The organism is Sphingobium sp. Cam5-1, assembly GCF_015693305.1.
Taxonomy (GTDB): domain Bacteria; phylum Pseudomonadota; class Alphaproteobacteria; order Sphingomonadales; family Sphingomonadaceae; genus Sphingobium.
Genome location: NZ_CP065140.1, coordinates 92,004 through 115,847 on the forward strand (window position 1 = coordinate 92,004; position 23,844 = coordinate 115,847).

Sequence of the window (23,844 nt, forward strand, 5' to 3'; positions counted from 1 at the left end):
TGAAACAACCGGGTCGGGCGCCCTCCATCCTCGCATGATCGCTCGATATTATTGCGACAGGCTGAACGCAGCATGACTGTTACGTCGCCAGATCGACTCTGGCGCCATGCGATTTCGCCCCTAAGCATCCGATCCTGCTGCGCGATGCTCTGGGAGAAACCGACCCATGCCCCGCATCGAGCGAGGGGGATCGCGGGACTCAGGTCGAGCGCATGGCTTCGAGCACTCCGGCCCAGTCCTTGCGACCGGTAGGCATCATGCGGGTGATGACAAGCCCGGGTCGTGCATAGCGCACAGCAGCACGCTCTGCGGCACGTCGCCCGGCCTCGTCGTCATCCATCGCCAGGATGAGGGTCGAAGGTGCTTCCGGGAGCAGAAGCTGGTCCGCTCGCCGTGCGCCAAGGCTCGCCCAGCACGGAATTTTCTGAAGAATCGTAAAGGCCAGGGCCGTCTCGAACCCTTCGGCAAGCGCCAGCACAGACGATACCGGACGATCCCCTGTCCAGGCGCCGCGCCCGGGGCGGCCGAGCATGACTTTCAGGCGGTAGTGACCGGTGCTGGGATCGAGCAGGATGCGCTGAACTGCGGTCAGCCGTCGTCCCTCGCGGACTGCCAGCAACAATGCCGGGTGATGGCTCGTCCAGGGTCTGGGCCGATAGGGGCAATGAGGGTGAAAACGCGCATCTCCCACAGGCACATCCAACCCCCTTCTGGCCAGATAGCGCTCGGCCAGAGTCCCGGCGATCGGGCCAGCCTCTGACCACAGGCGATCGGCAGCGCCCGGTACGGCGGCTGGCGCATCCCGATAGAAGAATCTCTGGCCGGTTGGTATCCGGCGCAGCTCGCGCAGCACATCCTCCCGGGAACAGCCGGCAAAGCAGGTGACCAGGATACCATGGTCGCCCTGGCGGATGGACAGGCTGGGACGGCGATCGTCGTGGGCAGGGCATCGACACATGGCACAGCGGCCGTGCCATACGCCTCCCAATGCACCCACAAGATCAATAGTCTCCTGGGAGGGTCTTTTCATTGTCAGCGCCATGCCCTGTCTCCTTCGCCCCCTTTCCCCACTCTCTCCTTTGCTCACATGATGCCCCCGAGCATTTCAGCCATTGATCCGAAATCCGTGGCATGCCGCATCGTGCCGCAGGAACCGAAAGCGAATGACGGCAATCTGTAACAATCGTTGAGCAAAGAAAATGCATTCCTATTGTAACTCCATCGTGATCTATACGAATGTTTGGATATCCATGATTATCATTTGCATTAGCTTGCTTCGAAGGTTAATCCGCCCCTGATGCCGCCGACTGCAGAGTAATATGATAGAACATTCCAATGGCCCTGGTTCCGAACAATATTAGTTGAGGCATATCGAACAATAATAATCGAATTCTCAGCGGAGAACAGATTTGACTATATCCGGAAAATATAAAAAGGAAGAAAAACCAATTGTTAAATCCGTCTCGTACGAAGATTTACATGCTTTGGAGGAGCAATTTAAGGCACTGGAAGCATCCATAGCAAGAATCCGCGTAATCCTGTCTGGTCCCGGTTCAAGCGATTCGACAAATTCGTCGCCGCCTCGCAACGGCAAGACCAGGCGCGCGGATGAGGCAGATGACGTAACGCTTACCGAGGATCAAGCCGATGTCCAGGGCGCGCTCGCCGCTTTGGGCAGGACGGCCAAAGCGAAAGATCGTGAGGATATGATCCGGCAGAAGCTTGTCGATTGCTTCGCGCTGGACGGCTGGGTCGCGGCGGGCGTTCTGCTTTGCCTGCTACGCCAGTCAGGGGAATATGTCACGCATACGCAATTGGCGGACGCTGCCGGGACCATCTCCCCGAGCGCTGCTGTGATCAGGGTCTATGTCTGCAAATTGAGACAACAGCTGGCAGCAGGCGGCATCGAGGACGGGGCCATAGAAACGGGACGCCGCAGCTATCGGCTGGTGCGCAGCGCCGCTTTCCGGATCATCAATACGCTCAACGGGCGGGAAAAGAATCCATCACTTCCTGAGCCCTGAAGCTTCAGTCGGCAGGCTTCGCCTGCAGCCGTGCCAGCATCTGCCTGCCTGGCTTGAAATGTAGCGCCTTTTTGGCGGCGACGGGTACATCCTGGCCGGTTCGGGGGTTGCGGCCCATGCGAGCCTCGCGGGAGCGCGTGCTGAAAACGCCAAATCCTCGCAGCTCAACCCTGCCACCCTTGGAAAGATGGTCCGAAATGTCCTGGAAAAACAGCGAGACGATCCGTTCCACATCCTCTGCAGGAAGATCGGAATATTGTTGCTGCATTTCATGGACCAGCTCAGATCTAATCATTGGGATTTCTCGTCTGCCTCCGCACACCAAACAAGTCCGATTGCCTTTCCGACCGAACCAACAGCGGGCAACGATCACGCGTAGCAGCAAAACCGGGATAATGCGCCTCTACATTCAGTCAGTAAGAAATAGAAGATTGAAATATCCGCAGGCATTCAGATCGCGGCTGTCGCTCCGATCTGGTCTCCCTTGCAGCAATCAGACATTCGCGTAAGCGCGCCCCAGGGCTGTATCAGCAATTGCGTTGAATATTCTCCCGACCGTGCATGTATCTACCACCTTGCTCCGCAGGGAGAAGGAAGTCACACGCTTTCTCATCCTTTTGCAGCTATTCGTTTCAGAGTTGGCGTACCGTTGCTGTCGTAATGCTCGCCCTTCGTCAGTGGCGAGCCAACAGATAGCGCACGCTGCCAGGACGGACTCTTCGCTGCGATCAGCGGCACGGAAGCAAGGCGCATTCGCCATCCCGCCTCGTGCACCGTGAAATTTGAGGAAAATTGCCCCGTTGGAGCAGGGTCACAACGGGGCCGAGGTTCAGGGCCGCCCGGTAGGAGGGGGGGGAGGTAACCAGGCGGCTCGTGCGTTATTGCCCTGCAAAGATGAACCATCCATGACCGGTGATCGAGGAACCGCGAAAGCCTGCAAAGCAATCGCATCTCGCGATATCCTCGATGATGACTCGCGAAATGGGGGATGGAGGGCAGCATCGCAGATGAAGGCGATCGGGGTGTGAACCGGCCCATCCCTCCGCCCGACCTATTGCGTCCCCGCCATACCGGCATTGCTCGTCTTTCCGGTAGGACGGCGCAGCCGATCACAATAAAGCTTGCGGATGTGGACCCAGCGCCGCCTTTCGAAAGAACTGATGGGCGCCCGCCTTACGCGCGTATTGATATAGTCGCGCGCCGCATCCGAAAGGCCGAACCGGGCGAGCACATCATCCAGACGTAGTTTCGCATCATTCCGCCATCCGACATAGGCCATTGAAAACCACCCAAAACGGGTCAGATATCTATGTGCCATCATTCGCCCTCGCATTGTCGCTCTCCCCTCCGGGAAAGCGCAGACCTGGTGATTCCCCCCGCCATCCTCATCTCACCATCCTCGCCATGGCGCCTCATCCTGCGGAACTGGATGACGCGCTCTTCCGAGCCGGACGCGGCCGTCAGATGGTCGTCTTCATAGGCCACCGGCTTTCAGGCCTCTTACGACGGGAGATATTTTCTCTGCGAGGCTTCTGCCCGTCGCGTGCAGCGGCAAGCAACCAAAGCGCACGCAACGCCATCTCCTTGCGCAGCAAGGCTGGTCGGCAGAAGACATGATAGTCTTATAACTGGTTTCTTCCCGAATCACTTTATTGTTTTTGCGTCCTCCTATCAATGCTGCATTTATGCATATAATTGTTTGGACATCATGCTGCCGAATCTATAAAATGATCCTCCTCAGCAGCGTCGACCACGCTGAGCGCCTGAAGCCGGCCTCGGGTCGCACCGCCGCGTCAGGGATCCCGGCGCCATCCGCTACCAGCGTCTCCTAAGTATGGCGCCGGGATTTTGGGGCAAAATCGTCTTGTGGGCTGAAAAGAACGAAATTGTTCCAGCCCAACGGATTGAACTCCGTTAAGACGAAACTCGGTCGCTGACGGCCCCAGCGATGAGGGGCCTGCTGGTCCGAACCGTTTCCCCTATTCCCGACCGGTCATGGACCGGGTGGGTGGCGGCACAGATGCGGTCGCGAACAGCGCATCACCCAGCCTGACGGCTGCGTAGAACAACATCCATGCGCCGGCGGCGGCAAGGATGATGATGAAAAGCCTTTGCGAACGCGAGAATCTGCCATCCTTGCCAACGCCTCGGACGCCAAAAGGGACTGCCGTGGATACGGCCGCCCCAGCGGCGACATCGGCCTTACGGGTCATCGCGATTTGGGCAAACTCCAAAGGATCCTGAAACTCGCAGCGAATACCTCGGCGATGCGATCGCCTGATGCGGCACGGCCGCAGGCCAAGCCCCGGCAGATCGATCATCCATTGCTCGCCTTCATCGAGATCGGCCGGACTGAGCATCCGGCAACCTGCTATGGTCAAATCCTTGATCACGACATCGATATGTTGGCAATCCGAACTTGCGGGCCGGTACAGCGCAGCGCGCATGGACGCCCCCCATTGGCCCTGTTCATGTCGCGCTCGACGCGCGCCGGCACGGATGCCCTGGCATTCGCCTGATCCTGCAGCAAAGGGAGCGGTCCATTTCCATCGATTATTTCCAGAGAATCGCTATTCATGGATTCTGTAGGATTGGTTCATATAGCGTAAGCATAGAAAGGGAACTTCGTGCATTGGCACTCCTCCCATTCTTTTCGAGTACCTCGGGCCCAGGGGGTGTTCGCTACTGCGAATTTTACCAGGCTTAGAGGCCGTGCCTGCGACCGGGGTCGGTTCGCCGCGGTCCGTAAGTCGCCGAGGAGGGATCAGCTCGCATTCTCGATTGCCGCGATCCAGGATTGAACGATCGGCGCAAGCGGCTTATCTGAGCGGCGCGGCGACCACGTTCCCGTACCCCGTTGGGTGTCAAGTCCGGGACGGCCCGGCCCTCACAGTGGAGAGCCGTATGGCGTGGGTAGCTTTGATCGTTGCAGGCCTGTTGGAGGTCGTCTGGGCTTTCTTCATGAAGCAGTCTGCCGGGTTCACACGCATCGTCCCGTCGGCGATTACCGTGGTCACAATGCTGGCCAGTTTCGCGCTCCTCTCCTTTTCCATGAAGACGCTGCCGCTTGGCACCGCTTACACGATATGGACCGGTATTGGCGCCGTCGGCGCCTTCGTGATCGGGATATGGTTGCTGGGAGAAGGGGCGAGCGCGCTGCGTATCGGTGCTGCGATCCTCATCATCAGCGGCCTCATCCTCATGAAGCTGGCGCCGCAAGGATGACGGGCTGCGGCCTCGCTGGACGAGCGGGGCTTATCACGCCTTCGGGAACAAGCGATGGCGCGCTATGATCTGCCGCGCCGGCATATGGGGCTCAGGCTTGCGAGGCGAGCACCTGCCGCCTGACGAGAGGATCAGTGGACCATCGGGCGGCCGCCCGCTCTCCCACTCACTGCAAGGCTGCTACAAACTCAGCCCTACGCGCCCGACCATGCTGGCGCCCGCGTCGCGGCGGCTCGGCCCATCAATGCTGCTGTTGACGTAGCGCAGTCCCGCCGACCAGCAGCCCTTCAGATAGTCGACGCCGACGCCATGGTCCCAATAGGTGCCATCGGGCCGCAGCCGCGCCGCCTTGGCGGGGTTGCGCACGTCACCCGACGATCGCCCGACCCAGGCCGACATGGTCAAGGGGGTGCCCGGCACGCCGACAAATGCCGATGCCGAGAGATGAAGATTGTCGCCGCCGATGGAGGTTTGGCGCGGAGCATAACTGCCCATCAGGTCGACGCTGATCGGTCCCATCAAGAAACCGGCGCCCGCGCCGATTTCGCCATAGCCCTGCCCGGAAGCTCCGACGAACAGGTGATAGCGCGCGTCGGCGGTCAGTCGCCACGCCCCGATCTGCCGCACATAGCTTGGCCCGACATCGACCACAGCGGCCGCGCCGTCGTGACGATCGCTGCCCCACAGCGCAACGGTCGCGCCGTCAAGGCTCAGTCCCTCGTAAACGGGGACCGACAGGCGGCCACGCACTACCGGATCGCCATCGCTCCAGCTCAAGCCTTGGCGCCGCTCGTCGCTCGCCACCCCGATGCTTGCCGTCAGGTCATCGGCATATTGGGCGCGGGCCGGCCCGGCACTGAATAAAACAGCCATCGCTCCTGCCAGGAAACGGCGCAGCTTGATGGGAAGCAAGGGTTTAAAGCGCATCGAGTCCGGCCAATAACGACGTGCGGTCCTGCTGTGCAACAGCTATCACATGGCCCCTGAACGGCACCTCGCCCTGTTGCAGCAATATGGCAGCGTTCAGCAAAATTGCCACGGCAGGTTGACCGCCGCCCGTCCCTTCGATTATTCGCGCCTCGGGTCGCAACCGAAACGATAATCAACGCGAACCACTCAGGGGAAACATGAAGACACTCTCTATTACGCTTCTGGCGATCGTCGCCGGAGCCACCTCCGCTCACGCCGAAACCTTCTCCGGCCCGTTCATCGGCGCCCAGATCAGCCGTGACGCCTATGAAGTGAAAGCCGAAGGCACCGACCTCGGCTTCGCCACCCTCGACCTTGACGGCCTGAGCGGCAATGGCGTGGGCGGCGGTCTCTATGTCGGCTACGACTATGCTCTCTCGAACACTGTCTTCTTCGGTGTCGAGGCCAATGCGAACTTCTCGGGCGCGAGCATCTCGGCGCAGCTCGACGATGGCGTCGACAGCGTGAGCGGCAAGATCAAGGCTCGCGAATCCTTCGGCCTGAGTGCGCGCCTGGGCGCAATGATTGCCGAGAACACCGCCGTCTACGCGCGGGGCGGCTGGCAGTCGACCAAGTTCAAGGCACAGGCATTTGACGGCGTGGACAGCTACAGCAGCAAGACGATGCAGGACGCCCTCGTTTACGGCGCGGGTCTGGAAACCCGCATTGCGGCCCAGACTTCGGTTCGCATCGAATATCTGATCGAGGATTATGGCAGCGCGGGCCTCAACAAGGATCTTGGCGCCAACGGCATCCGCGTTGACAACAACAAGCTCTCGCTGGGTATTTCCTGGCGCTATTAAGCTTGGGTCAGCCATAGGAAAGGGGCCTCTGTCGAGGCCCCTTTTTCCATCAAGGTTGTTCGAGGGATCCTCAACTGACTCCGCCTTTCACAGTCGGCGGAGTCCCTTGTCGTGACAAGGTCGACATATTGCATGAGCCGGCGCGGGCATCCGAACCGATCTGCAGGGAGCGTAGTCTTTATGCGCAAATCGCCCGATCGCCCCATCTGGCCGCTCCTGTCGGCTGTCACCCTCGCGGCCGCCATCATTTCCTATATCCGTTCAACCGGCGCCGCGCCGGTCGGAATGGAAGTCGCACTGTTTGCGGTCCGCTGGCTCGGGATCGCTGCCTTCGCGCTGCTCGGCAGACTTTTGTTCCGGTCGCGATGCTGATCGTTTCGCCGGGCATGGCATCATCGTCCGCCCAACTCATGTCCATGACCAGGCGTCCGGCCTTGCCGGCACGCCGAGAGCAACGACGGCAGGACAGGGACGGTCACCTAATGTTCCTGTCGATAACATCGTCGCCGGGCTTCGCGCCAAGCGCATCCTTATGATCTCCGACCCCAGACGAACGGAATCAAGGCTCCTCTCCACCCGAAAGCAGGATAGTCCGCCGGAACCGATCGGCCGAGGGCGACAGGCGATGCTTGTGTATCATCCACAAGCGGCTCGACACCTGCGATGAAAGCGGTCGCAGAACGACATCGTCGACCTGGATGCGCGACAGGGACGCCGCGAGGATTGTCACACCCAAGCCCGCGGCGACCAGGCCGAGCAGACTGGCAAAGCTTGCCACTTCAAGGCTGATCGTCGGCTGGAAGCCCGCCTGTTCGCAAAGGCCGAAAAAATGATCGTTGAAATCTGCGCTGCTGGTCGTTGCATACAGAAGGAACGGGACGCCTTCCAGATCAGCGATTGAGGGATCGATCCCGCCCTGAGCGAGAGGATGGTCCTTTCGCAACGCCAGGACCATCTCCTCCTGCAACAGGCACCGGGACGTCATGCCGGCGGGCAGCCGCGGCGGGTCTATGCCCCGGATGATGCCGATGTCGAGGTCATCCCTGTCGATCCGCGCGACCTGATCGTCACGCCCCAGTTCATGCAGCTCCAGTTCGACGCCAGGGCAGGATCTGCGAAAGGCATAGAGGGCGTTCGCAACCTGCGGCACGAACGGAGCCGACGCGGTGAAGGCCACGCCCAGTCGCCCCGCGCGCCCATCTCCCGCAAGGCGGGCGACGTTGCCGGCATGCTCGAACTGGGCCAGGACCTTGCGCGCCTCGACCAGAAACAGTTCGCCCGCTCGCGTCAGGGACACTCGCCGGCTGGTGCGGTCGAACAGCCTCGCACCCAGCTCCTCCTCCAATGCCCTGATCTGCTGGCTGAGCGGGGGTTGCGACATGTGGAGGCGCTGCGCTGCCCGTCCGAAATGCAGTTCCTCGGCGAGACAGATAAAATAGCGCAGATGACGCAAATCCACTCGATCAATTCTCCTGACAGATCAATCAGCCTTGATCTAGATATTGGACATCCTGATTCCAAGCGGCCAGAGGGACCAAAGAGTAGCGTTTCGCAACCAGATCGTGCCGGGATCGCCGGCGGGGACAGGAAATTGCCCCCCAAGCGTCGCACGCACGGACATTCCCGGGGAGAGGCCATCGCATTTCAGCGGCCCATGGGCCGCGATCACGGAGTCTTGGGGTTGATCGATATCGTCAAGGTTGCGCTGCACCGGCCGCTGACGTTCATCGTCATGGCCATTTTGATCGCGATCATAGGCGTGCTGGCCGCTGCCCGAACGCCTGTGGATATATTCCCCAATATCCGGATCCCCGTCGTCGCGGTGGCCTGGAACTATTCCGGTTTGTCGCCTGAGGACATGTCGAACCGGATCATCGGCCCTTATGAGCGGGTTCTGACCACGACGGTCAATGATATCGACCATATCGAAAGCCAGTCGCTGCAGGGCATCGGCATCGTGAAGATCTATTTCCAGCCCGGCGCGGATATCCGGACGGCCACCGCACAGGTGACGTCGGTCTCCCAGACGGTGCTGCGTCAGATGCCCCCGGGGATTACGCCTCCACTCATCCTCAATTACAGTGCGTCAACGGTGCCGATCCTGCAGCTCGCCCTGTCCGGCAAAGGCCTGTCCGAACAGCAATTGTTCGACCTGGGCGTAAACCAGATCAGGCCGCAGCTCGTCACCATTCCGGGCCTCGCCATGCCCTATCCCTCCGGCGGCAGGCAACGGCAGGTCCAGATCGACCTCGATCCCGTCGCCCTTCAGTCGAAGGGATTGTCGGCGCAGGATGTCGGCAATGCCATCGCTGCGCAGAACCAGATCAATCCGGCGGGCTTCATCAAGGTCGGATCGACCCAGTATAGCGTGCGGCTCAACAACGCGCCGGAGTCTATAGAGGCGCTCAATGACCTGCCGGTCAAGGTGGTGAACGGCGCCACCATCACCATGCGCGATGTCGCCCATGTCCGCGATGGCAGCGGTCCCCAGCAGAATGTCGTGCATGTCGAAGGACATCGGTCGGTGCTGCTCACAGTGCTCAAAAATGGCAGCACGTCGACCCTCGCCATCGTCAACGGCGTCAAGGACGCACTGCCGCGCATCGCCGCCACCCTGCCCGATAGTCTCAAGATCCTGCCCGTGGGGGATCAGTCGCTGTTCGTGAAGGCCGCAGTACAGGGCGTAATCCATGAAGGGGCGATCGCGGCGGCTCTCACCTCCCTGATGATCCTTCTTTTCCTCGGCAGCTGGCGCTCGACCGTCATCATCGCGCTTTCCATTCCGCTCGCCATTCTCGCGGCCATCGCGGCGCTTGCCATGTTCGGGCAGACGCTCAACGTCATGACGCTGGGCGGGCTGGCGCTGGCAGTCGGGATCCTGGTCGACGACGCGACCGTCACCATCGAGAATATCAACTGGCACCTGGAACAGGGCAAGGGCGTTGTCGAGGCGATCCTGGACGGCGCGGCACAGATCGTCGTACCTGCCTTCGTCTCGCTGCTGTGCATCTGCATCGTGTTCGTGCCCATGTTCTTCCTGCCGGGGATTGCGGGCTTCCTGTTCGTGCCTATGGCGCTCTCGGTCGTGTTCGCAATGGTGGCGTCGTTCATCCTCTCGCGCACGCTGGTGCCGACGCTGGCCATGTATCTGCTCAAACCTCATGTCGAACATGGCGACGGACATCTGGCGGGCACGGCTGGATCGCGCAATCCATTGGTTCATTTCCAGCGCCGGTTCGAAGCGCGGTTCAAGAAGGTCCGTCATGCCTATGTCGGGCTGCTGCGCCGCGCGCTCGAGGCGCGCAAACCGTTCCTGATCGGCTTCATGATCGTGGTGCTGCTCTCCTTCGGACTATTACCGATGCTCGGCAGCAACTTCTTCCCCACGGTCGATTCCGGTCAGATAGCGATGCATGTGCGCGTACCGGTGGGATCGCGCATAGAAAATACAGCCGCGCAGTTCGACCGGATCGCCCGGACCGTCCGCAGAACCATCCCGGCCACCGAACTGGCGTCCATCACGGACAATATCGGCCTGCCGGTCAGTTCCATCAACACCGTCTACAATAATAGCGGCACGATCGGCCCGCAGGATGGCGACATGCTGATCGCTCTCAAGGAGGGGCACCGGGCGACCGACGAGATCGTGGCGGAGCTTCGCCGGGAACTGCCGCGTGAGTTCCCCGGCGCCAGCTTCTCCTTCCTGCCCGCCGACATCACCAGCCAGATCCTCAATTTCGGCGCGCCTGCTCCGATCGATATCCAGATTGCCGGCAAGAATGCCGAGGCCAACCGCCGCTATGCGCAAAAGCTGCTGGCGAAAATCGCGACCATTCCCGGTCTCGCCGACGCTCGCATCCAGCAACCGGCCCGGTCACCGCAATTCGAGGTCGAAGTCGACCGTTCGCGCGCCGGCCAATATGGCCTCACCGAACGCGACGTCACCTCCAGCCTGGCAAGCCAGCTTGCCGGCACTTCGCAGACCGCGCCGGTATTTTTCGTGAACCCGGAAAATGGCGTCCAGTATCCGGTGGTCGCGCAGGCCCCCGAATATCTGGTGGGCTCGCTGAGTGCACTGTCGAACGTACCGGTGTCGGGCACGGCTGGATCGGCCGTGCAGCCGCTGGGCGGCCTCGCGACGATCCTGCGGTCGAACACCGTGCCGGTCGTATCGCATTATAATATCGCACCGGTGCTCGACATTTTCGCTACCACCCAGGGCCGCGACCTCGGCGCGGTGGCGGGCGACATCGAGGCAGCCATCAAGTCCCTTGAAAAGGAGCAGCCCAAGGGTGTGAGCGTCACGATCAGGGGGCAATATGCGACAATGACGACGGCCTTTTCCGGCCTGGGTTTCGGCCTCGCGGGCGCCATCGTCCTCATTTATCTCCTGATCGTCGTCAATTTCCAGAGCTGGATCGATCCGTTCGTCATCATCACCGCCTTGCCCGCCGCGCTCGCCGGCATCGTCTGGATGCTGTTCGTGACCGGCACCACGCTGTCGGTTCCCGCACTGACGGGAGCCATCATGTGCATGGGCGTTGCCACCGCCAACTCGATCCTCGTGGTCAGTTTCGCGCGCGAAAAGCTGACCGAACTGGGCGATGCGACGCGTGCGGCTGTCGAGGCGGGGATGGTCCGTTTCCGGCCGGTGCTGATGACCGCCCTCGCGATGGTCATCGGCATGGGGCCCATGGCGCTGGGGCTGGGGGAAGGCGGCGAACAGAACGCCCCGCTCGGCCGCGCGGTAGTCGGCGGCCTCATCTGCGCCACCATCGCCACCCTCTTCTTCGTGCCCGCGGTCTTCGCCCTCGTCCACCGCAACCACAAGCGCCCCCATCCCCAGACGGAAATGCACCCCAGCCATGCCTGAGACATCTTTCCCCGATACGGCCAGCAACGGCGCCGTCGCCGGACCCGACAACCGGACATTGAAGCGCGCAGGGATCGGCGCGGGCATCGTCGCCCTGCTGATCGTGGGCGTCGGCGTCGCCACGCGGATCCACGCGACCAGCGATCTTAAGGAAACGGCCATGCGGGACGCCATTCCCACGGTCGCCGTCGTCCTGCCGCAGCGTGGCGACAAAAGCGGGGCGCTGATCCTGCCTGGCAATGTCCAGGCCTATAACAGCGCTGCCATCTACGCGCGGACCAACGGCTATGTGAGGCGCTGGCTGGCCGATATCGGCGACAATGTCCGGGCCGGCCAGCCTCTTGCGATGCTCGACGCGCCCGATCTCGATCAGCAGCTCGCCGCAGCACAGGCCGATTACCAGACCGCCCTTGCCAACCAGCGCCTGGCCGGCACGACCGCAACGCGCTGGCGCGCGATGCTGGAGAAGGATGCGGTGTCGCGGCAGGAGGCGGACGAAAAGGCAGGCGACCTGGCGGCGAAGTCCGCTTTATCCAACGCCGCGCTCGCCAATGTGAAGCGGCTGCGGGCGTTACAGGGTTTCACGCGCCTCACGGCCCCGTTCGACGGCGTGGTGACGAGCCGGTCGGCGCAGATCGGTGCGCTGGTCGTGGCCGGCAACGCCGCCTCCCAACCGCTCTTCACCGTATCCGATGTCCACCGGATGCGCATCTATGTGCGTGTGCCCCAGCTTTACTCAGCCCAGCTCAAAACCGGCATGCCAGCGACGCTGAGTCTGCCCGAATATCCCGGCCGCAGCTTCACCGCGACGCTCACCAGCAGCGCCGGCGCTGTCGATGCCCAGTCGGGCGCGGTGCTGGTGCAGTTGCAGGCGGATAATCCCGACCGCGCGTTGAAGCCGGGCGCATTCGCGCAGGTCCGCTTCAATGTCGGCGGAGGCGGCGGAAACGCCCTCACCCTGCCCGGTAGCGCGATCCTGTATGGGAATGACGGCCCGACGATCGCTGTGGTCGACGGCCAGGGGAAGGTCGCCTTGCAGCCCGTTACCATCGCCCGCGACGAGGGAGCCAGGGTCGTCGTCTCCAACGGGCTTCGCATGGGCGACCGCGTGATAGACACGCCGCCTGACGCAATTCAGGCGGGCGATCGCGTCCATGTGCAGCAGGCGAAGGCCCATGCGGAATAGATCCGTGCGGTCCGCGGGGCTGCTGATAATGACCGGTCTGGGAGCCTGTTCGATGGCGCCCCAATATCGGCCGCCGCAGGTCACGCCGCCCAAAAGCTACAGGGAAATAGCTGGCTGGACGCCGGCCGCTCCCATGGACGCGGTGGCGCGGGGAGACTGGTGGCGGGTCTTCAATGACACGGTGCTCGACGATCTGGAGCAAAAGGCGGAGGCCGCCAGCCCGACGCTGGCCGCGGCGCTAGCGCGCTACGAGCAGGCGCGTGCCGTCGCGCGCGCGGAAGCGTCCGACCTGATGCCGGAGATCGACGCCGACGGCAGCACCAGCCGGCGGCGCGTGTCGGGCAACCGTTTCCAGGGCAATGGCCAAAGCGTCACCTATAACGACGTATCGGTCGGCGGATCGCTGGACTATGAACTGGATCTGTGGGGCCGCATCCGCAACAGCGTGAAGGCCGCGCGTGCCGATGCGCAGGCGAGCAAGGCCGATCTCGCCTCCGCGCGTCTCAGCCTGCATGCGGCGGTAGCGGACGCCTATGTCCGCCTGCGCGGCCTCGATGCACAGGCGGATTTGCTGCGAAGTTCCGTGGCGGCGTTCGATCATGCCTATAAATTGACCCGGACGCGTCATGAGGGTGGCATCGCCTCGGGGATCGACGTCAACCGGGCGCAGACGACGCTCAGCAATGCAAAAGCACGGATTTCCGTGATCGCCAACCAACGCGCGGCCACCGAACATGAGCTGGCGGCGCTGACCGGCGCGCTTGCCTCGGAATTTTCTGTCGCGCCGCAGGTCCGCACGTTCGGCGCACCCGGCGTGCCCACGGGCATGCCCTCTACGCTGCTTGAGCGCAGGCCCGACATAGCGGCGGCGGAACGTCGCATGTTCGCCGCCAATGCGCAGGTGGGCGTGGCCCGGGCGGCGTTCTTTCCGACAGTGACGCTGGGACTGTCCGGCGGCTGGGAAACGACGCGCGGCAATCTGCTCAGCACGCCAGGCAGTTTCTGGGGCCTGGGGCCGCTCTCGGCCGCGCTCAACCTGTTCGATGGCGGGCGGCGACGAGCGCAGGTCAGATTGTCCCGCGCGCAATATGAGGAGCAGGCAGCGGCCTATCGCGACACCGTGCTGAGTGCCTTCAGGCAGGTTGAAGACGGCATCGCCGCCCTGCATAACCTCGCGGCCCAATGGCACGATCAGCGCGAGGCGGCGCAGGCGGCCCAGCGCACCAGCGGGATCGCACTGGACCGTTATCGGGACGGCGCGGCGGACTATCTGGAGGTCGTGACCGCGCAGACCGATGCGCTTGACGCGCAAAGCGCGCTTCTGGAGGTGGAATTCGACCGCGCGCGCGCGTATATCGCCTTGGTGAAGGCTTTGGGCGGACCGGCATGATGCGAGCCAGCCGGTCGCAAGCTGCGAACGATAAACGCAGCGTTCCTTGATACAAAGCACTGCGCATGTTGAGTTCGACCAGGTCGTCCTCCAAAATCGGCTAAGTGTTTAGTCCAGGCATTTGATGCGCGTCAGGGCCTGAGTTTCTCGGCTAAGGTGGCTACGCCTATCGCTCTGCGCGCACCTCGCTCGACGGGCTGGACCGGGTGCGGGCGTATTTCAGCGATGACGAGACCGCCCGGGAATGGCTGGTAACGCCCAACCATTACACCGGCAACGCTGCGCCGATCGAGCGGTTGCGCAAGGGACAGGTCGATGAGGGTGTGCGCGCGGCGGAAGGCGCGCTGGACTATCAGTGAAGCTCGACCTCCGGAGCCTCGCAGCCATCGCGATCAGCACGAGCTGGCCCGGACCGGTGCGTACGACATGGGGATCGATACCAACACGAAGGGCAGCCGCGCGCATCATACCGGGCAAGCCTTCGCCGAGGCAATTCATGCGCGAACGGCTGCGGGCCACATTTTTGTGGCAGAATACGTCGATTGGCTGGCGCCAGGATTTCGACGTAATGCAATTTACACAGATGGAGTTGGCTAACTGAACCGCGATGCGGCGACGAGCGTGTTCTGTGCGCTGGCGACTTCCTTCGCATTTGCAGCATTGACCGTGCAAATATACAGAGACCGGCCGTCGCAGGGCGCCGTGATTTCGTCTCCAAGCCAGCGCTTGTCCCAACCATCTGGTGGCGCTGGCAAAAGCTCCATTTTATGTCGTTTCCCACCCCGCTCTTCATTGTGATCGCGTTTGGAATATCTCTGTCGTGGGACTGATCTGGCGAATTTGGGCGCTGAGGTCGGCCCGTGCCGACAAGCGCCGCACCTATACTAACCAACCATATACCATTTAGATTTAGGTCAGTCCTCCGGGGAGCAACGCATCCAATCCGGGGAGGCGCCTGGCAGCACAGGGGGCCGATTGTCACGCGTGACGGTCGTGCAGCGCCGCTGCCGATCGATGGGGAGGACAAATTGGACGCGCTGCCGCAATGGACGTCAAAGATCGACAAGCGCGGTCTCGATCCGCTTGGAATGCAGAATAGCGGCATCGTTCTTTATCAGGCGCTGCTGCCGGGCATCAGCAATATCACTCTGCGGATGCGCTACTACGGGTTTTTCTGCTGGTTGGGCGATGCCTATGCGCGCCGCGGTGTCACAACGGATTTCGAACTCTGGCGGCAATTCGTGCGGCGCGCGGAGACGCTCTATGCACTGGTTTGCGCGGACGCAACCGGGGAAGTTGGCATTGGCGGGATCGACTGGGCCGACCACCGGCTTCAGGTCGGCGAGGACGTGATCGACTTCGCCGAAGCGGCGTCGAACGACAAGAATGTGACGCGGTATCTCATCCAGAGCATGGGCGTGTTCGGGGCCGCTTACGTTACCCAAATGCAGGAAATGGGCCTCTTCGAAGAGGGGCCAAATGGCATCCAGCGGATCACGGCGGACGCGGGAGTGCTGCTGGCCAACGCGTTCCGCGCGTCGATCGGCCCTGAGGTGGAAGCGAGATTTGTCGCCGCGATCGACGCCGGAAAGGTCGCTCGTGACGCCCTGGCTTCCCTGCACGCAATTATTCCCTCAGCAATCCCCGACACATCGGAAGAGAGGGCCAGCTACGAAAAGACCCTGTTCGGCAACGGCGACAATCCGATGGTCCACGACGTCAGCCGCGGTGCCACGCTTCGCCTGCTTCTCGAAGTTGCACGGGTGCACGGAGAGCGGCCCACGCCCGAGAGCGTGCGATGGGCACTGTTCGATCCGCCCGGCCGCCCTCTGGCCGCGGAACTCGAGCGGCAGCGATTGCTATGGGAGGCCTATCATTGCCAGGATCTGTTCCAGGTCGCGGCCGCGGGGCTGCTCGCATGGGCTATCTCGATCATGTCGGAATCCGACAATGGCCAGACGCTCGCCGACATCCGCGCTGCTGTCCATGACCGCCTGCTCGATCGCGAGGAGCTAGCGTCCGCGCTTTCCTGGAATGGCTTTCGCACATCGATCGACATCGGTGCATTTGGTTGGCGGGAGGCCTGGCTCAGGCTGACCGGGCGGAGGGGATCGGCAGAGGAGAAGGCGTGGGATGCCGTCCAACTTATCGCCAGCCTCCACGAGCGGGTCGATGACCGTGAGGACCTGCGACAGATATTGAGGAGCGCGCTGCGTGCCAACGAACGCGCCCGATCGATCGTTACGGAGCTGCGATGGTTTGATCAGCAACCGGACACTCCGGTCGCAGAGCTGATCGTGGACTATGTCGTGCAGCGGATCGTCCTGCGCCATAGCTGGGTGGCGATGCAGAAATTCAGGCGTCAGCGCGACTATACCTTCCTCTTCGAGGTTCGCGACGGCCGCCTCATCTATCTGAACCATTATCAGCCGGTGGCGACGACCCCGCGCCTGGCTCCGGCCCTTCAGTTCCTCGAAGACATCCACCTGGTTGCGGGCGATGGTCTGACGGAACGTGGCCGAGCCTTGCTGGGGGCGAACCAGTGAAGCTGCCGGAGCGGCTCGCACGCCGCAAGGGGCGCGGCTTCCATTCCGGGATCGCAACAACCTTTGCCGTGGAATTCGCCGCATTCGAAGAAGTGATGCTACCGCAGCTTTCGGCGGGGGGCGCCACCAATGTCGTACTCGTCGCGGACCAGCGTATGGCCGCCATGGCTTTGAGTGACGGATCGGCTCTGCCCGAGGCGCTTGGCCGCGAATATATTCTGTTTTCTCCGCCCGTGGAGGCCGGCGTCTTCCACCCGAAGATCATAGTGCAGGTCGGCCGCGACGGCGGGCGATGCATCGTAAGTTCGGCAAACGTCACGGGCGCTGGTCTTGGCGGCAATGTGGAAGTGGCCGTCGAGGTCGAATGCGGCGTCGAGCCGAGTGCCGAGCGCGCGATCGTTCAATCGGCGTGGCGTTATGTGAGCGCGCTTGTGCCGGCCGATAGCGGAGCACCGAGAGAGGCGATCGACTGGGCGCGGGATCGTGCACGGTGGCTGGAGGAACCAAGCATCGACGCGGCGCTTTCCGTCCTCGAGGACGGAACCGCGATGGCATTCGTTGCAGCTCCCGGTGACGGGGGTATTGGTGCCCGCTTTGCTGATCTGGTGGGCGGGGAAGCCGTCGAGCGCCTGATTGTCGTCAGTCCATATTGGGATGAGGACCTGACAGCGCTCGGGTCCCTTGAGCAGGCGTTGCATCCGGCGCGGACCTCGCTGTTGCTGGACGTCAAACGGCATGAATTCCCGGCATCGGCGTCGATGCCAGGCCATCGTGAGATTATCGACATCTCCCAGTGGCGCCCAAGCCGTTTCACCCACGCGAAATTGCTGATCGCGATAACCGCAGGACATGAGCATGTGCTGAGCGGAAGCGCCAACTGTACCGTGGCGGCGCTGGGGGCAGGAGCGATCAGCGGTGTAAACAGGGAGGCGTGCATCTATCGACGCGTCCCCAGGGGCGCCGCGACGACGGCTCTCGAACTGGACAAATGGCTCGGGGCGCAACCAGTCGAGATTGCCGATCTCCCGCCGCGTGCGGAGTCTGCACCTATCCCGCTCGACGAGATGGAGCGCGCAGCTGCCGGGTCATTCGAAGCAGATGGTGGACGCCTCTACTGGATGAAGCCCGCGGATCGTTGGACCCATGGGATCGTAGTTCTGACCGACGCGCTCGGCCAGGCGATTGTGGAGGTTGAGGTCACGAGATTTGCCGGCGCCGAACGCCGCCAGTCGGCCTGGATCGGCGAAGACATGCTGAGCAAGGCCGCATTCGTCTTCGTGCGTATGGGGTCGCAGGAGTCGGTGCGCACGTTCATCACCCATCGCAGTGCCCTGCGCTCAAGAAGACGTGAAACGGCGAGCGGCAGCGCGGCAAAGGCCCTGTCGATATTTGACGATGGAAGCGACTTGTTTCTGTTCGCGTATCAGGCTTTCGAGGAGCTTTGCCGGGCTGAAATCGAGGATGAGGAGGCGGCCGGGCGGGCCCATCCCAATCGTCCTGCGGTGTCAGTGGAAGGGGAAACCTCGGAAATACGATTCCTGACCTATGAGGAGTTTATGGCGGCCCGGTCCACGCGGCGCGGGAAGGGTGGACGCAGTGACAGCACGCTTGCCGGCACGCATTTCAACAGCGTTCGAGCACTCCTCAACCGACTGTCGGGCGCAGTTCATACGGCGGATGATGGCTCGGAAGATGATGGAGCCGACGACTGGATGGATCTCGGCGACGAGACCGGCGACTTGGACGAGATACCGGATCGCCAGTGCGCCGCTGAGAATGTCGAGGTGCCAGAACGACCGGCACCGGATATGGCAGCCTATGACAAGGCCGTAAAAACTTACGTCGAAAGCCTGACAAACGGCGATCACACTATCGGCCCCCGCGATGTCCTGCGGTTGCGCCTCTGGATTGTCCTGATCCTGCGCGAGGCAAGATCAGCTGCAGCGCCGAAGGGCATGCCGGCGACTATCGATGACAAGGGTTGGCCGCGCCTTATCATTCGCATCGTCTCGGCATTTTTCTGGGGAAAGAAATCCGCGCTCACCCGGTTGATTGTATCGACCGAATATGAAGAGATGCCAGTCGACTTCATGGAGTGCTGGTCTACGGTGATCTGGGCTCTCGACCGGATCGTCGCGAGCGTCCACGATCAGCCGAGGTCGCGCGATTTTCTCAAACGAGTGCCAATCCTGCGCGCCCACATCATCGGCGTATTGGGGCTAACAGCGAGCGATCTCGAGGGCGAGCAAATGGGGACACACCGAACCGGCCTCGACAAGGAGATTGGAGAGCGGTTCAGGTCGGCGATTTGTTAGCATCACAATCGTCTTTCGGGTATATTGTCAGTCCTCATCATCTATTTTCAGATCTGATGAAGGATTGCTTATCCGGACAGTGTGCAGCGAACACCGTCGCGGGCCGATTTGTCTCCAAAGCGGGCGTCTTTGAAACCTGAATAGAAGGTCTGTGCGACAGGCAGCTAACGGGTCGCGAACGTGCGCTGAGCGGAGCGGCAGACGATGGAAGCGGGCATTGCCGACTGTGGGTGAATCTCACTGTGAATGCCTGATGTTGCCCTGCTGGCTGTGCCCCCGGCGCATCTTGGCAATAGTCTCCACATTCAACATCCCCATCTTCGCAGCCTGGAAGCCCGAGCCGCGACGCCTCAACTCTGGAATGATGGGAGTCCTGATTTCTTTACTGGAAGCGCGGCACGAAACGTCCTGGGGGCCAGCATTGAGACTGCTCTCGATCATCGAGCGCAAGCGGCTGACTGCGATCATGTGAGGTGCGCCGCTGCTGAGCGGCGGGTCAGCCGATAGTCGGATATCCATAGCCCTTTTGCCACGCCCAACGTTGGCTGCCCACCATGCCTTCGATCCAGCCCATATAATCGCCCCGGATCGAGGCCAGCCCCGTTCCCTCGACCCGATGGCTATGTGCTTTCAGGATTTCAGGTTCCGGAGGTCTTACCTGCTGTCGTTCAAGCGCCGGTCCGGTTGCAGAATCCCAGCCGGAACGGCAGACTTCCGCCGCACTGGCAGACCCGATTGGCCGGCGCTCTATTTATCTCTTGTTTTCCGCACTTTCCGAGTCAGCAGAAATGCCACCTGCTTGGAAAATACCCTAGGCTGCAAGCAGCCTGCCCTGGGCCCATGCTCCAGCCAGCCGTCCGCCGCTCAACAGCCTCGCCAATGCCGGTGTGGTGCGGCTCAACAGTGAGCCCAATATCATGACCGCGGCAAGCACCAGCAGGGGCTGCATGAGCAGATAGACCGGGTAGAGGGGTGAACCGAGCTTGCCGAATATCGCGCCCAGCACCGGTCCGCCCAGCCAGATCAGAATGAGATGCGAACAGAAAAGGAAGAAGGCGAAAGGTTCAATGCGCAGCAACATGCCTCGCGCCGCACTGCCTGCAAGGCTCCAGGCCAATCGCCAGAAAAACATGGCTGCCGCCACGCGCACTGCCAGGTCGAGCATCGCCGCCTCGACGCCCGGCAGCGCGCGCGCCGGCAGCAGCGCAAAGGTGAGTTGTGCCGGCATCAGCAGGATGAAAGGCAAGGCCGCGACGCCGAAAGGCAGCGACGCGACACGATCTGCCAGGCCCGTGCGCCGCGCCAGGATCCCCATAACGAAGAAGAACAGGATCGACGCCCGCATCAGAACCGGCGGTCCCCAGCCAAGCAGCTGGCACAAGGCTGCGCATAGAGCGATCGCCAGAAGCACCCCCGCCGGCAGGCGAACAAAGAGAGGTGCGGCGACCATGCAGAGGAACAGGTCGCGCAGGAACGGCATCTGCACGTTGATGTCGGGATTGCGGCTGGCGATGAACAACTCCTCGAACATCCAGCCGGTCGATTGCGGCACGGGTGCGGAGAGCCCCAGCGCCCAGGCCGCCCCTGAGACGAACAGGATCGCCAGCGCATTCCACATCACCATTGGCAGCAATATTGTCCGCGCCTTGCGCCTGACATGACGCACCCAGTCCTGGGTGCGGGAAGACCCCTCGACCAGCCATCCTGAGATCAGCCCAAGCAGTGGCACTGCGCCACGGCCGAATATCTCCATGAGCGTCCATCGCAGCCCCTCCTGCGGCGTCCCGCGCAGGCTTTCCAGATCATGACCATTAAGGCCCGTCCAGGCGTGAACATAGACGACACCGATGATGCAGATGACGCGCGCTATCGCGATCGCATCAGATCGGCGAGCCGCATCGGCGGTCAACATTGGATGCAAGGCAATTTCCCCATAGGCAGCAAGGAGTTGGTCGATTACCCTTCAAGCTCCAGTCCGTCCATCTGCTCCGCGCAACAGGCGTCGCGCCACACAAGGGCACCGTGCGCCCGCCTTCATCTGCGGCACTGCAGTGCTCACGTCCGGCGATCATTCAGCGGATAGACGCGTGGGCGTCCCACGGCATAAGGTGCGCCAAGCCCCTGCGGAGCATCGCCATGCGCAGTATCGATTTTTCATCCTGGCAGAATCTCGTCCTCACGCTCTTCGGGCTCATTTTCGTGACGTTGATTGGCGTCGGGATCCGGATGCTGACCATGATGACGATCCAGCAGCGGCGCGAGCGCATGAACCGCCAGATCAACGAAAGGCTGCGTACGCTGATTGCCGCGTACAAGGCTCTTGGCGGATCGTTCACCGGCACCCTCACGGTCGACCCTGCCCATCTGCGCGACCTGCGCCTTCGCGCATCGGAAGCTGACGCCGATACGCGCAGGCAGGACGAGGCAGGTTCAGCAAGCCTCGATCCGCCGGATCGTCCGCGACGCATCCGGGACATCGTCGAGGCTGCGCTCGCTGACATCCTGTTGCTAGGGACCGAAGAACAGGTCCGCCTTGCTGGACACGCAGCGCGCGAACTGGTCGCCGGACGCCCGGTCCCTACTCATGATCTGGTGATCTCGCTGCGCAATTTCATCCGTGAAGCGCTTGATCTCGACCCTGTTCCCGCCGATCTGGCCATCCCCGCGCAAGGACCGGCGCGTCCCTCCGCGAGCGGCGGCAAGAACGGCAGAAATACGCAAGGCGGCGGACGGCAGGGCGGAGGAGGAGGAGGAGGAGGAGGAGGAGGAGGAGGAGGAATGGGCGGAATGGGCATGGGCGGCCTTGGCGCCGGCGTCGGGTTCGGCGCCGCCCACGCCGGCACGCCCGATGACAGCGGCCGGACCTGATCGCGCGCCCGCCCGCGCCACTTCAATCATCTCCAGTCCGGATGCCAGAGCACCGAGACGGATCCGCCATGCGCTCGACAGCTCCTCGCCTGGGCGGGCCTGGCAGGAGGGTAGCGACTCCCGGCGCGAGGCAAACGCGTCCGGGAGCCTGACGTCGCGCGACCGGGGCCTCGTGCGGTTGGCCCCGGCCCCGCCCGGCGATCAGCCCGCCGGCGTTTCCGCCGGAGCGCCCTGCCGCTTGGCACGCCATTGATCGCGCATGGCCTTGCGTGCCGCCTGCCTTTCCTCCTTGGTGACCTGCCCGTCCTTGTTGGCGTCCAGTCGGTCGAAGCGGGCGAGCGCGGCGGCCGTGAACTCGGCCTGGGTGACGGCGCCGTCCTTGTCGGCATCGGCCATGTGGCCCAACATCATGCCGCCATGGCCGCCTCGGCCCCGGCCGCCCCAGCGATGGTGCCTACCGCCTTCACCTGCATCCGCCGCGCTCGCGCCATCCTGGCGCTGGCGCCGCGCACTGAACTCCTCGCGCGAGATCTGGCCGCTTTTGTCGGTATCGAGGCGGTCGAACTGCGCGGCAAGTCTCGCCGCCCGGTCGGCCTGGTCGATCTTGCCGTCCTTGTTCACGTCCATGCGCGTGAACATAGCGACGCTGCGCGTCTCCACCTCCGTCCGCTTCGTCACCCGGTCGCCTTTGCCCTGCTCGGCATAGGCAGAGCCTGCAAAGGCCATGGCCGAGAGCGACATCCCCAGCAGAACATTGCGGGTCAGCTTTTTCATCACAACAACTCCTGTCCAATTTCCAGACCGGAAACCCCGCGGCTTCCTGCGGTTGGTTCTGCAGGTGTCTTGTCGCGCCAATATCCTCTGAAGGCAGCTATAGTGTCGCGCTTTGTATCAGGATGCACGACGCGCCATGCGCAAAATCTACGACGGGGCGGTAACCGCCCGAAGATGCTGCGAAGGCCCGTTTCTCATCAGCGGGGCCGCTGTTCGATGATCGCGAGCGGGCCGCGTTGCGCTGGGCTGAAAACTCCGTCCCGCGTCGCGTAATGACTATGCCCGAAGACCACTTCCAGGCCGTTCCGGCAGTCTTCGACAGAAGGAGGTCGTTGACTGCCTATCGAAATCTGCCTGATGGACATGTTCAACCGTATGGCGAGCCGTACCCGCAATCCGCCCGAAACCGCATGACATCCGGCTCTAAGAGGCACGGCTACCGGATCTATCCGTCCACATTGCTCACGCCTGCGACGGATCGCGGCCCCATCGCCATCCGGCCATGCTGAACTTTTTTTCCCCGCAGGCCGGACGACGGCGCTTTGCCTGCACGCAGCACCGCACTATCAACCGCGGAATGCTGCCAGGAGCAACATGGACACCCAGAACGCCGGGCGCGCACCTCGTCGACACGAGCCTCGACAGGCGCGAACCGGGCCCGGTCATCAGGCTTGGGCGCTACGGTTCGTTCACCTGCTGTGCGCAGGCGCGAGTGCATGGGGAACGCGGTTTCCAGCGGTTTCGACAAATTCGCCCCGCGCATGCCAGGCAGAGGCAGACGCTGCTTTCATATCGCGCCGGCGCCGCCCGTAAGGCATTGGATCTGACCCAGGCAGCCGCCAGAAAAATCGCCGTCCAGGCCAAGGACCAT

At 62.4% G+C, this 23,844-nt stretch carries 20 protein-coding genes; 11 read left to right on the forward strand and 9 right to left on the reverse strand.

The features are described 5' to 3' along the window. Positions 1 to 199: 199 nt before the first annotated feature. Positions 200 to 1,042, reverse strand: coding sequence for a DUF7146 domain-containing protein (locus IZV00_RS19070; RefSeq protein ID WP_196227670.1), 843 nt, complete (start codon positions 1,040 to 1,042; stop codon positions 200 to 202). A gap of 442 nt (positions 1,043 to 1,484) precedes the next feature. On the opposite strand from IZV00_RS19070, the gene IZV00_RS19075 reads away from it, so the two are divergent. After that, positions 1,485 to 2,024 (forward strand): winged helix-turn-helix domain-containing protein, encoded by a 540-nt coding sequence (locus IZV00_RS19075; protein WP_196227671.1) that lies wholly within the window; start codon positions 1,485 to 1,487, stop codon positions 2,022 to 2,024. Between the two features lie 4 nt (positions 2,025 to 2,028). On the opposite strand, the gene IZV00_RS19080 is transcribed toward IZV00_RS19075, so the two are convergent. The 3 genes from IZV00_RS19080 to IZV00_RS19090 form a co-directional block, all read right to left on the reverse strand. Next, positions 2,029 to 2,319 carry an HU family DNA-binding protein gene (locus tag IZV00_RS19080; protein WP_044663560.1) on the reverse strand — a complete coding sequence of 97 codons (291 nt, stop codon included), beginning with the start codon at positions 2,317 to 2,319 and terminating at the stop codon, positions 2,029 to 2,031. Positions 2,320 to 3,075: 756 nt separating this feature from the next. Continuing rightward, complete coding sequence (locus IZV00_RS19085; protein WP_230463516.1) at positions 3,076 to 3,303, reverse strand: hypothetical protein; 228 nt, start codon at positions 3,301 to 3,303, stop codon at positions 3,076 to 3,078. A 700-nt stretch (positions 3,304 to 4,003) separates the two neighbouring features. After that, positions 4,004 to 4,471, reverse strand: coding sequence for a hypothetical protein (locus tag IZV00_RS19090; RefSeq protein WP_196227673.1), 468 nt, complete (start codon positions 4,469 to 4,471; stop codon positions 4,004 to 4,006). A 457-nt stretch (positions 4,472 to 4,928) separates the two neighbouring features. On the opposite strand from IZV00_RS19090, the gene IZV00_RS19095 reads away from it, so the two are divergent. After that, on the forward strand, positions 4,929 to 5,249 hold the full coding sequence (locus IZV00_RS19095; RefSeq protein ID WP_044663556.1) for a DMT family transporter: 321 nt from the start codon (positions 4,929 to 4,931) through the stop codon (positions 5,247 to 5,249). A gap of 180 nt (positions 5,250 to 5,429) precedes the next feature. Here IZV00_RS19095 and IZV00_RS19100 read toward each other — a convergent pair whose 3' ends face one another. Continuing rightward, positions 5,430 to 6,122, reverse strand: coding sequence for a TorF family putative porin (locus IZV00_RS19100; protein ID WP_230463517.1), 693 nt, complete (start codon positions 6,120 to 6,122; stop codon positions 5,430 to 5,432). 254 nt (positions 6,123 to 6,376) lie between these two features. On the opposite strand from IZV00_RS19100, the gene IZV00_RS19105 reads away from it, so the two are divergent. Then, positions 6,377 to 7,021, forward strand: a complete 645-nt coding sequence (locus tag IZV00_RS19105; RefSeq protein WP_044663554.1) for an outer membrane protein — start codon at positions 6,377 to 6,379, stop codon at positions 7,019 to 7,021. A gap of 180 nt (positions 7,022 to 7,201) precedes the next feature. Next, entirely contained in the window at positions 7,202 to 7,393 is a 192-nt protein-coding gene (locus tag IZV00_RS19110) for a hypothetical protein (protein WP_044663553.1), read from the forward strand. A 187-nt stretch (positions 7,394 to 7,580) separates the two neighbouring features. On the opposite strand, the gene IZV00_RS19115 is transcribed toward IZV00_RS19110, so the two are convergent. Then, complete coding sequence (locus tag IZV00_RS19115) at positions 7,581 to 8,480, reverse strand: LysR substrate-binding domain-containing protein (RefSeq protein ID WP_196227675.1); 900 nt, start codon at positions 8,478 to 8,480, stop codon at positions 7,581 to 7,583. Between the two features lie 222 nt (positions 8,481 to 8,702). Here IZV00_RS19115 and IZV00_RS19120 point away from each other — a divergent pair, with 222 nt between their 5' ends. The 6 genes from IZV00_RS19120 (at position 8,703) to IZV00_RS19145 (ending at position 19,331) form a co-directional block, all read left to right on the forward strand. Beyond that, positions 8,703 to 11,894, forward strand: coding sequence for an efflux RND transporter permease subunit (locus IZV00_RS19120; RefSeq protein WP_196227676.1), 3,192 nt, complete (start codon positions 8,703 to 8,705; stop codon positions 11,892 to 11,894). Further along, positions 11,887 to 13,080, forward strand: a complete 1,194-nt coding sequence (locus tag IZV00_RS19125; protein ID WP_196227677.1) for an efflux RND transporter periplasmic adaptor subunit — start codon at positions 11,887 to 11,889, stop codon at positions 13,078 to 13,080. The genes IZV00_RS19120 and IZV00_RS19125 overlap by 8 nt, the downstream gene beginning before the upstream one ends. Before the next feature lie 28 nt (positions 13,081 to 13,108). Further along, positions 13,109 to 14,470 carry an efflux transporter outer membrane subunit gene (locus tag IZV00_RS19130; RefSeq protein WP_443020090.1) on the forward strand — a complete coding sequence of 454 codons (1,362 nt, stop codon included), beginning with the start codon at positions 13,109 to 13,111 and terminating at the stop codon, positions 14,468 to 14,470. A 206-nt stretch (positions 14,471 to 14,676) separates the two neighbouring features. Next, positions 14,677 to 14,829, forward strand: coding sequence for an antitoxin Xre/MbcA/ParS toxin-binding domain-containing protein (locus IZV00_RS19135; RefSeq protein WP_196227679.1), 153 nt, complete (start codon positions 14,677 to 14,679; stop codon positions 14,827 to 14,829). Positions 14,830 to 15,498: 669 nt separating this feature from the next. After that, positions 15,499 to 17,016: a hypothetical protein gene (locus IZV00_RS19140; protein ID WP_196227680.1), complete on the forward strand. Its 1,518-nt coding sequence runs from the start codon at positions 15,499 to 15,501 to the stop codon at positions 17,014 to 17,016. Further along, positions 17,013 to 19,331, forward strand: coding sequence for a hypothetical protein (locus tag IZV00_RS19145; RefSeq protein WP_196227681.1), 2,319 nt, complete (start codon positions 17,013 to 17,015; stop codon positions 19,329 to 19,331). Before IZV00_RS19140 ends, IZV00_RS19145 begins: the two co-directional genes overlap by 4 nt. Positions 19,332 to 19,568: 237 nt before the next feature. Here the strand turns inward: IZV00_RS19145 and IZV00_RS19150 are convergent, their stop codons facing one another. Next, the gene (locus IZV00_RS19150; RefSeq protein ID WP_196227682.1) at positions 19,569 to 19,799 is read right to left on the reverse strand and encodes a hypothetical protein; all 231 of its coding nucleotides are present in this window, start codon (positions 19,797 to 19,799) and stop codon (positions 19,569 to 19,571) included. 343 nt (positions 19,800 to 20,142) lie between these two features. Continuing rightward, positions 20,143 to 21,243 (reverse strand): acyltransferase family protein, encoded by a 1,101-nt coding sequence (locus tag IZV00_RS19155; protein WP_196227683.1) that lies wholly within the window; start codon positions 21,241 to 21,243, stop codon positions 20,143 to 20,145. 224 nt (positions 21,244 to 21,467) lie between these two features. On the opposite strand from IZV00_RS19155, the gene IZV00_RS19160 reads away from it, so the two are divergent. Further along, on the forward strand, positions 21,468 to 22,199 hold the full coding sequence (locus tag IZV00_RS19160; RefSeq protein ID WP_196227684.1) for a hypothetical protein: 732 nt from the start codon (positions 21,468 to 21,470) through the stop codon (positions 22,197 to 22,199). A gap of 201 nt (positions 22,200 to 22,400) precedes the next feature. On the opposite strand, the gene IZV00_RS19165 is transcribed toward IZV00_RS19160, so the two are convergent. Beyond that, positions 22,401 to 22,973: an EF-hand domain-containing protein gene (locus tag IZV00_RS19165; protein WP_230463518.1), complete on the reverse strand. Its 573-nt coding sequence runs from the start codon at positions 22,971 to 22,973 to the stop codon at positions 22,401 to 22,403. Between the last annotated feature and the right edge of the window lie 871 nt (positions 22,974 to 23,844).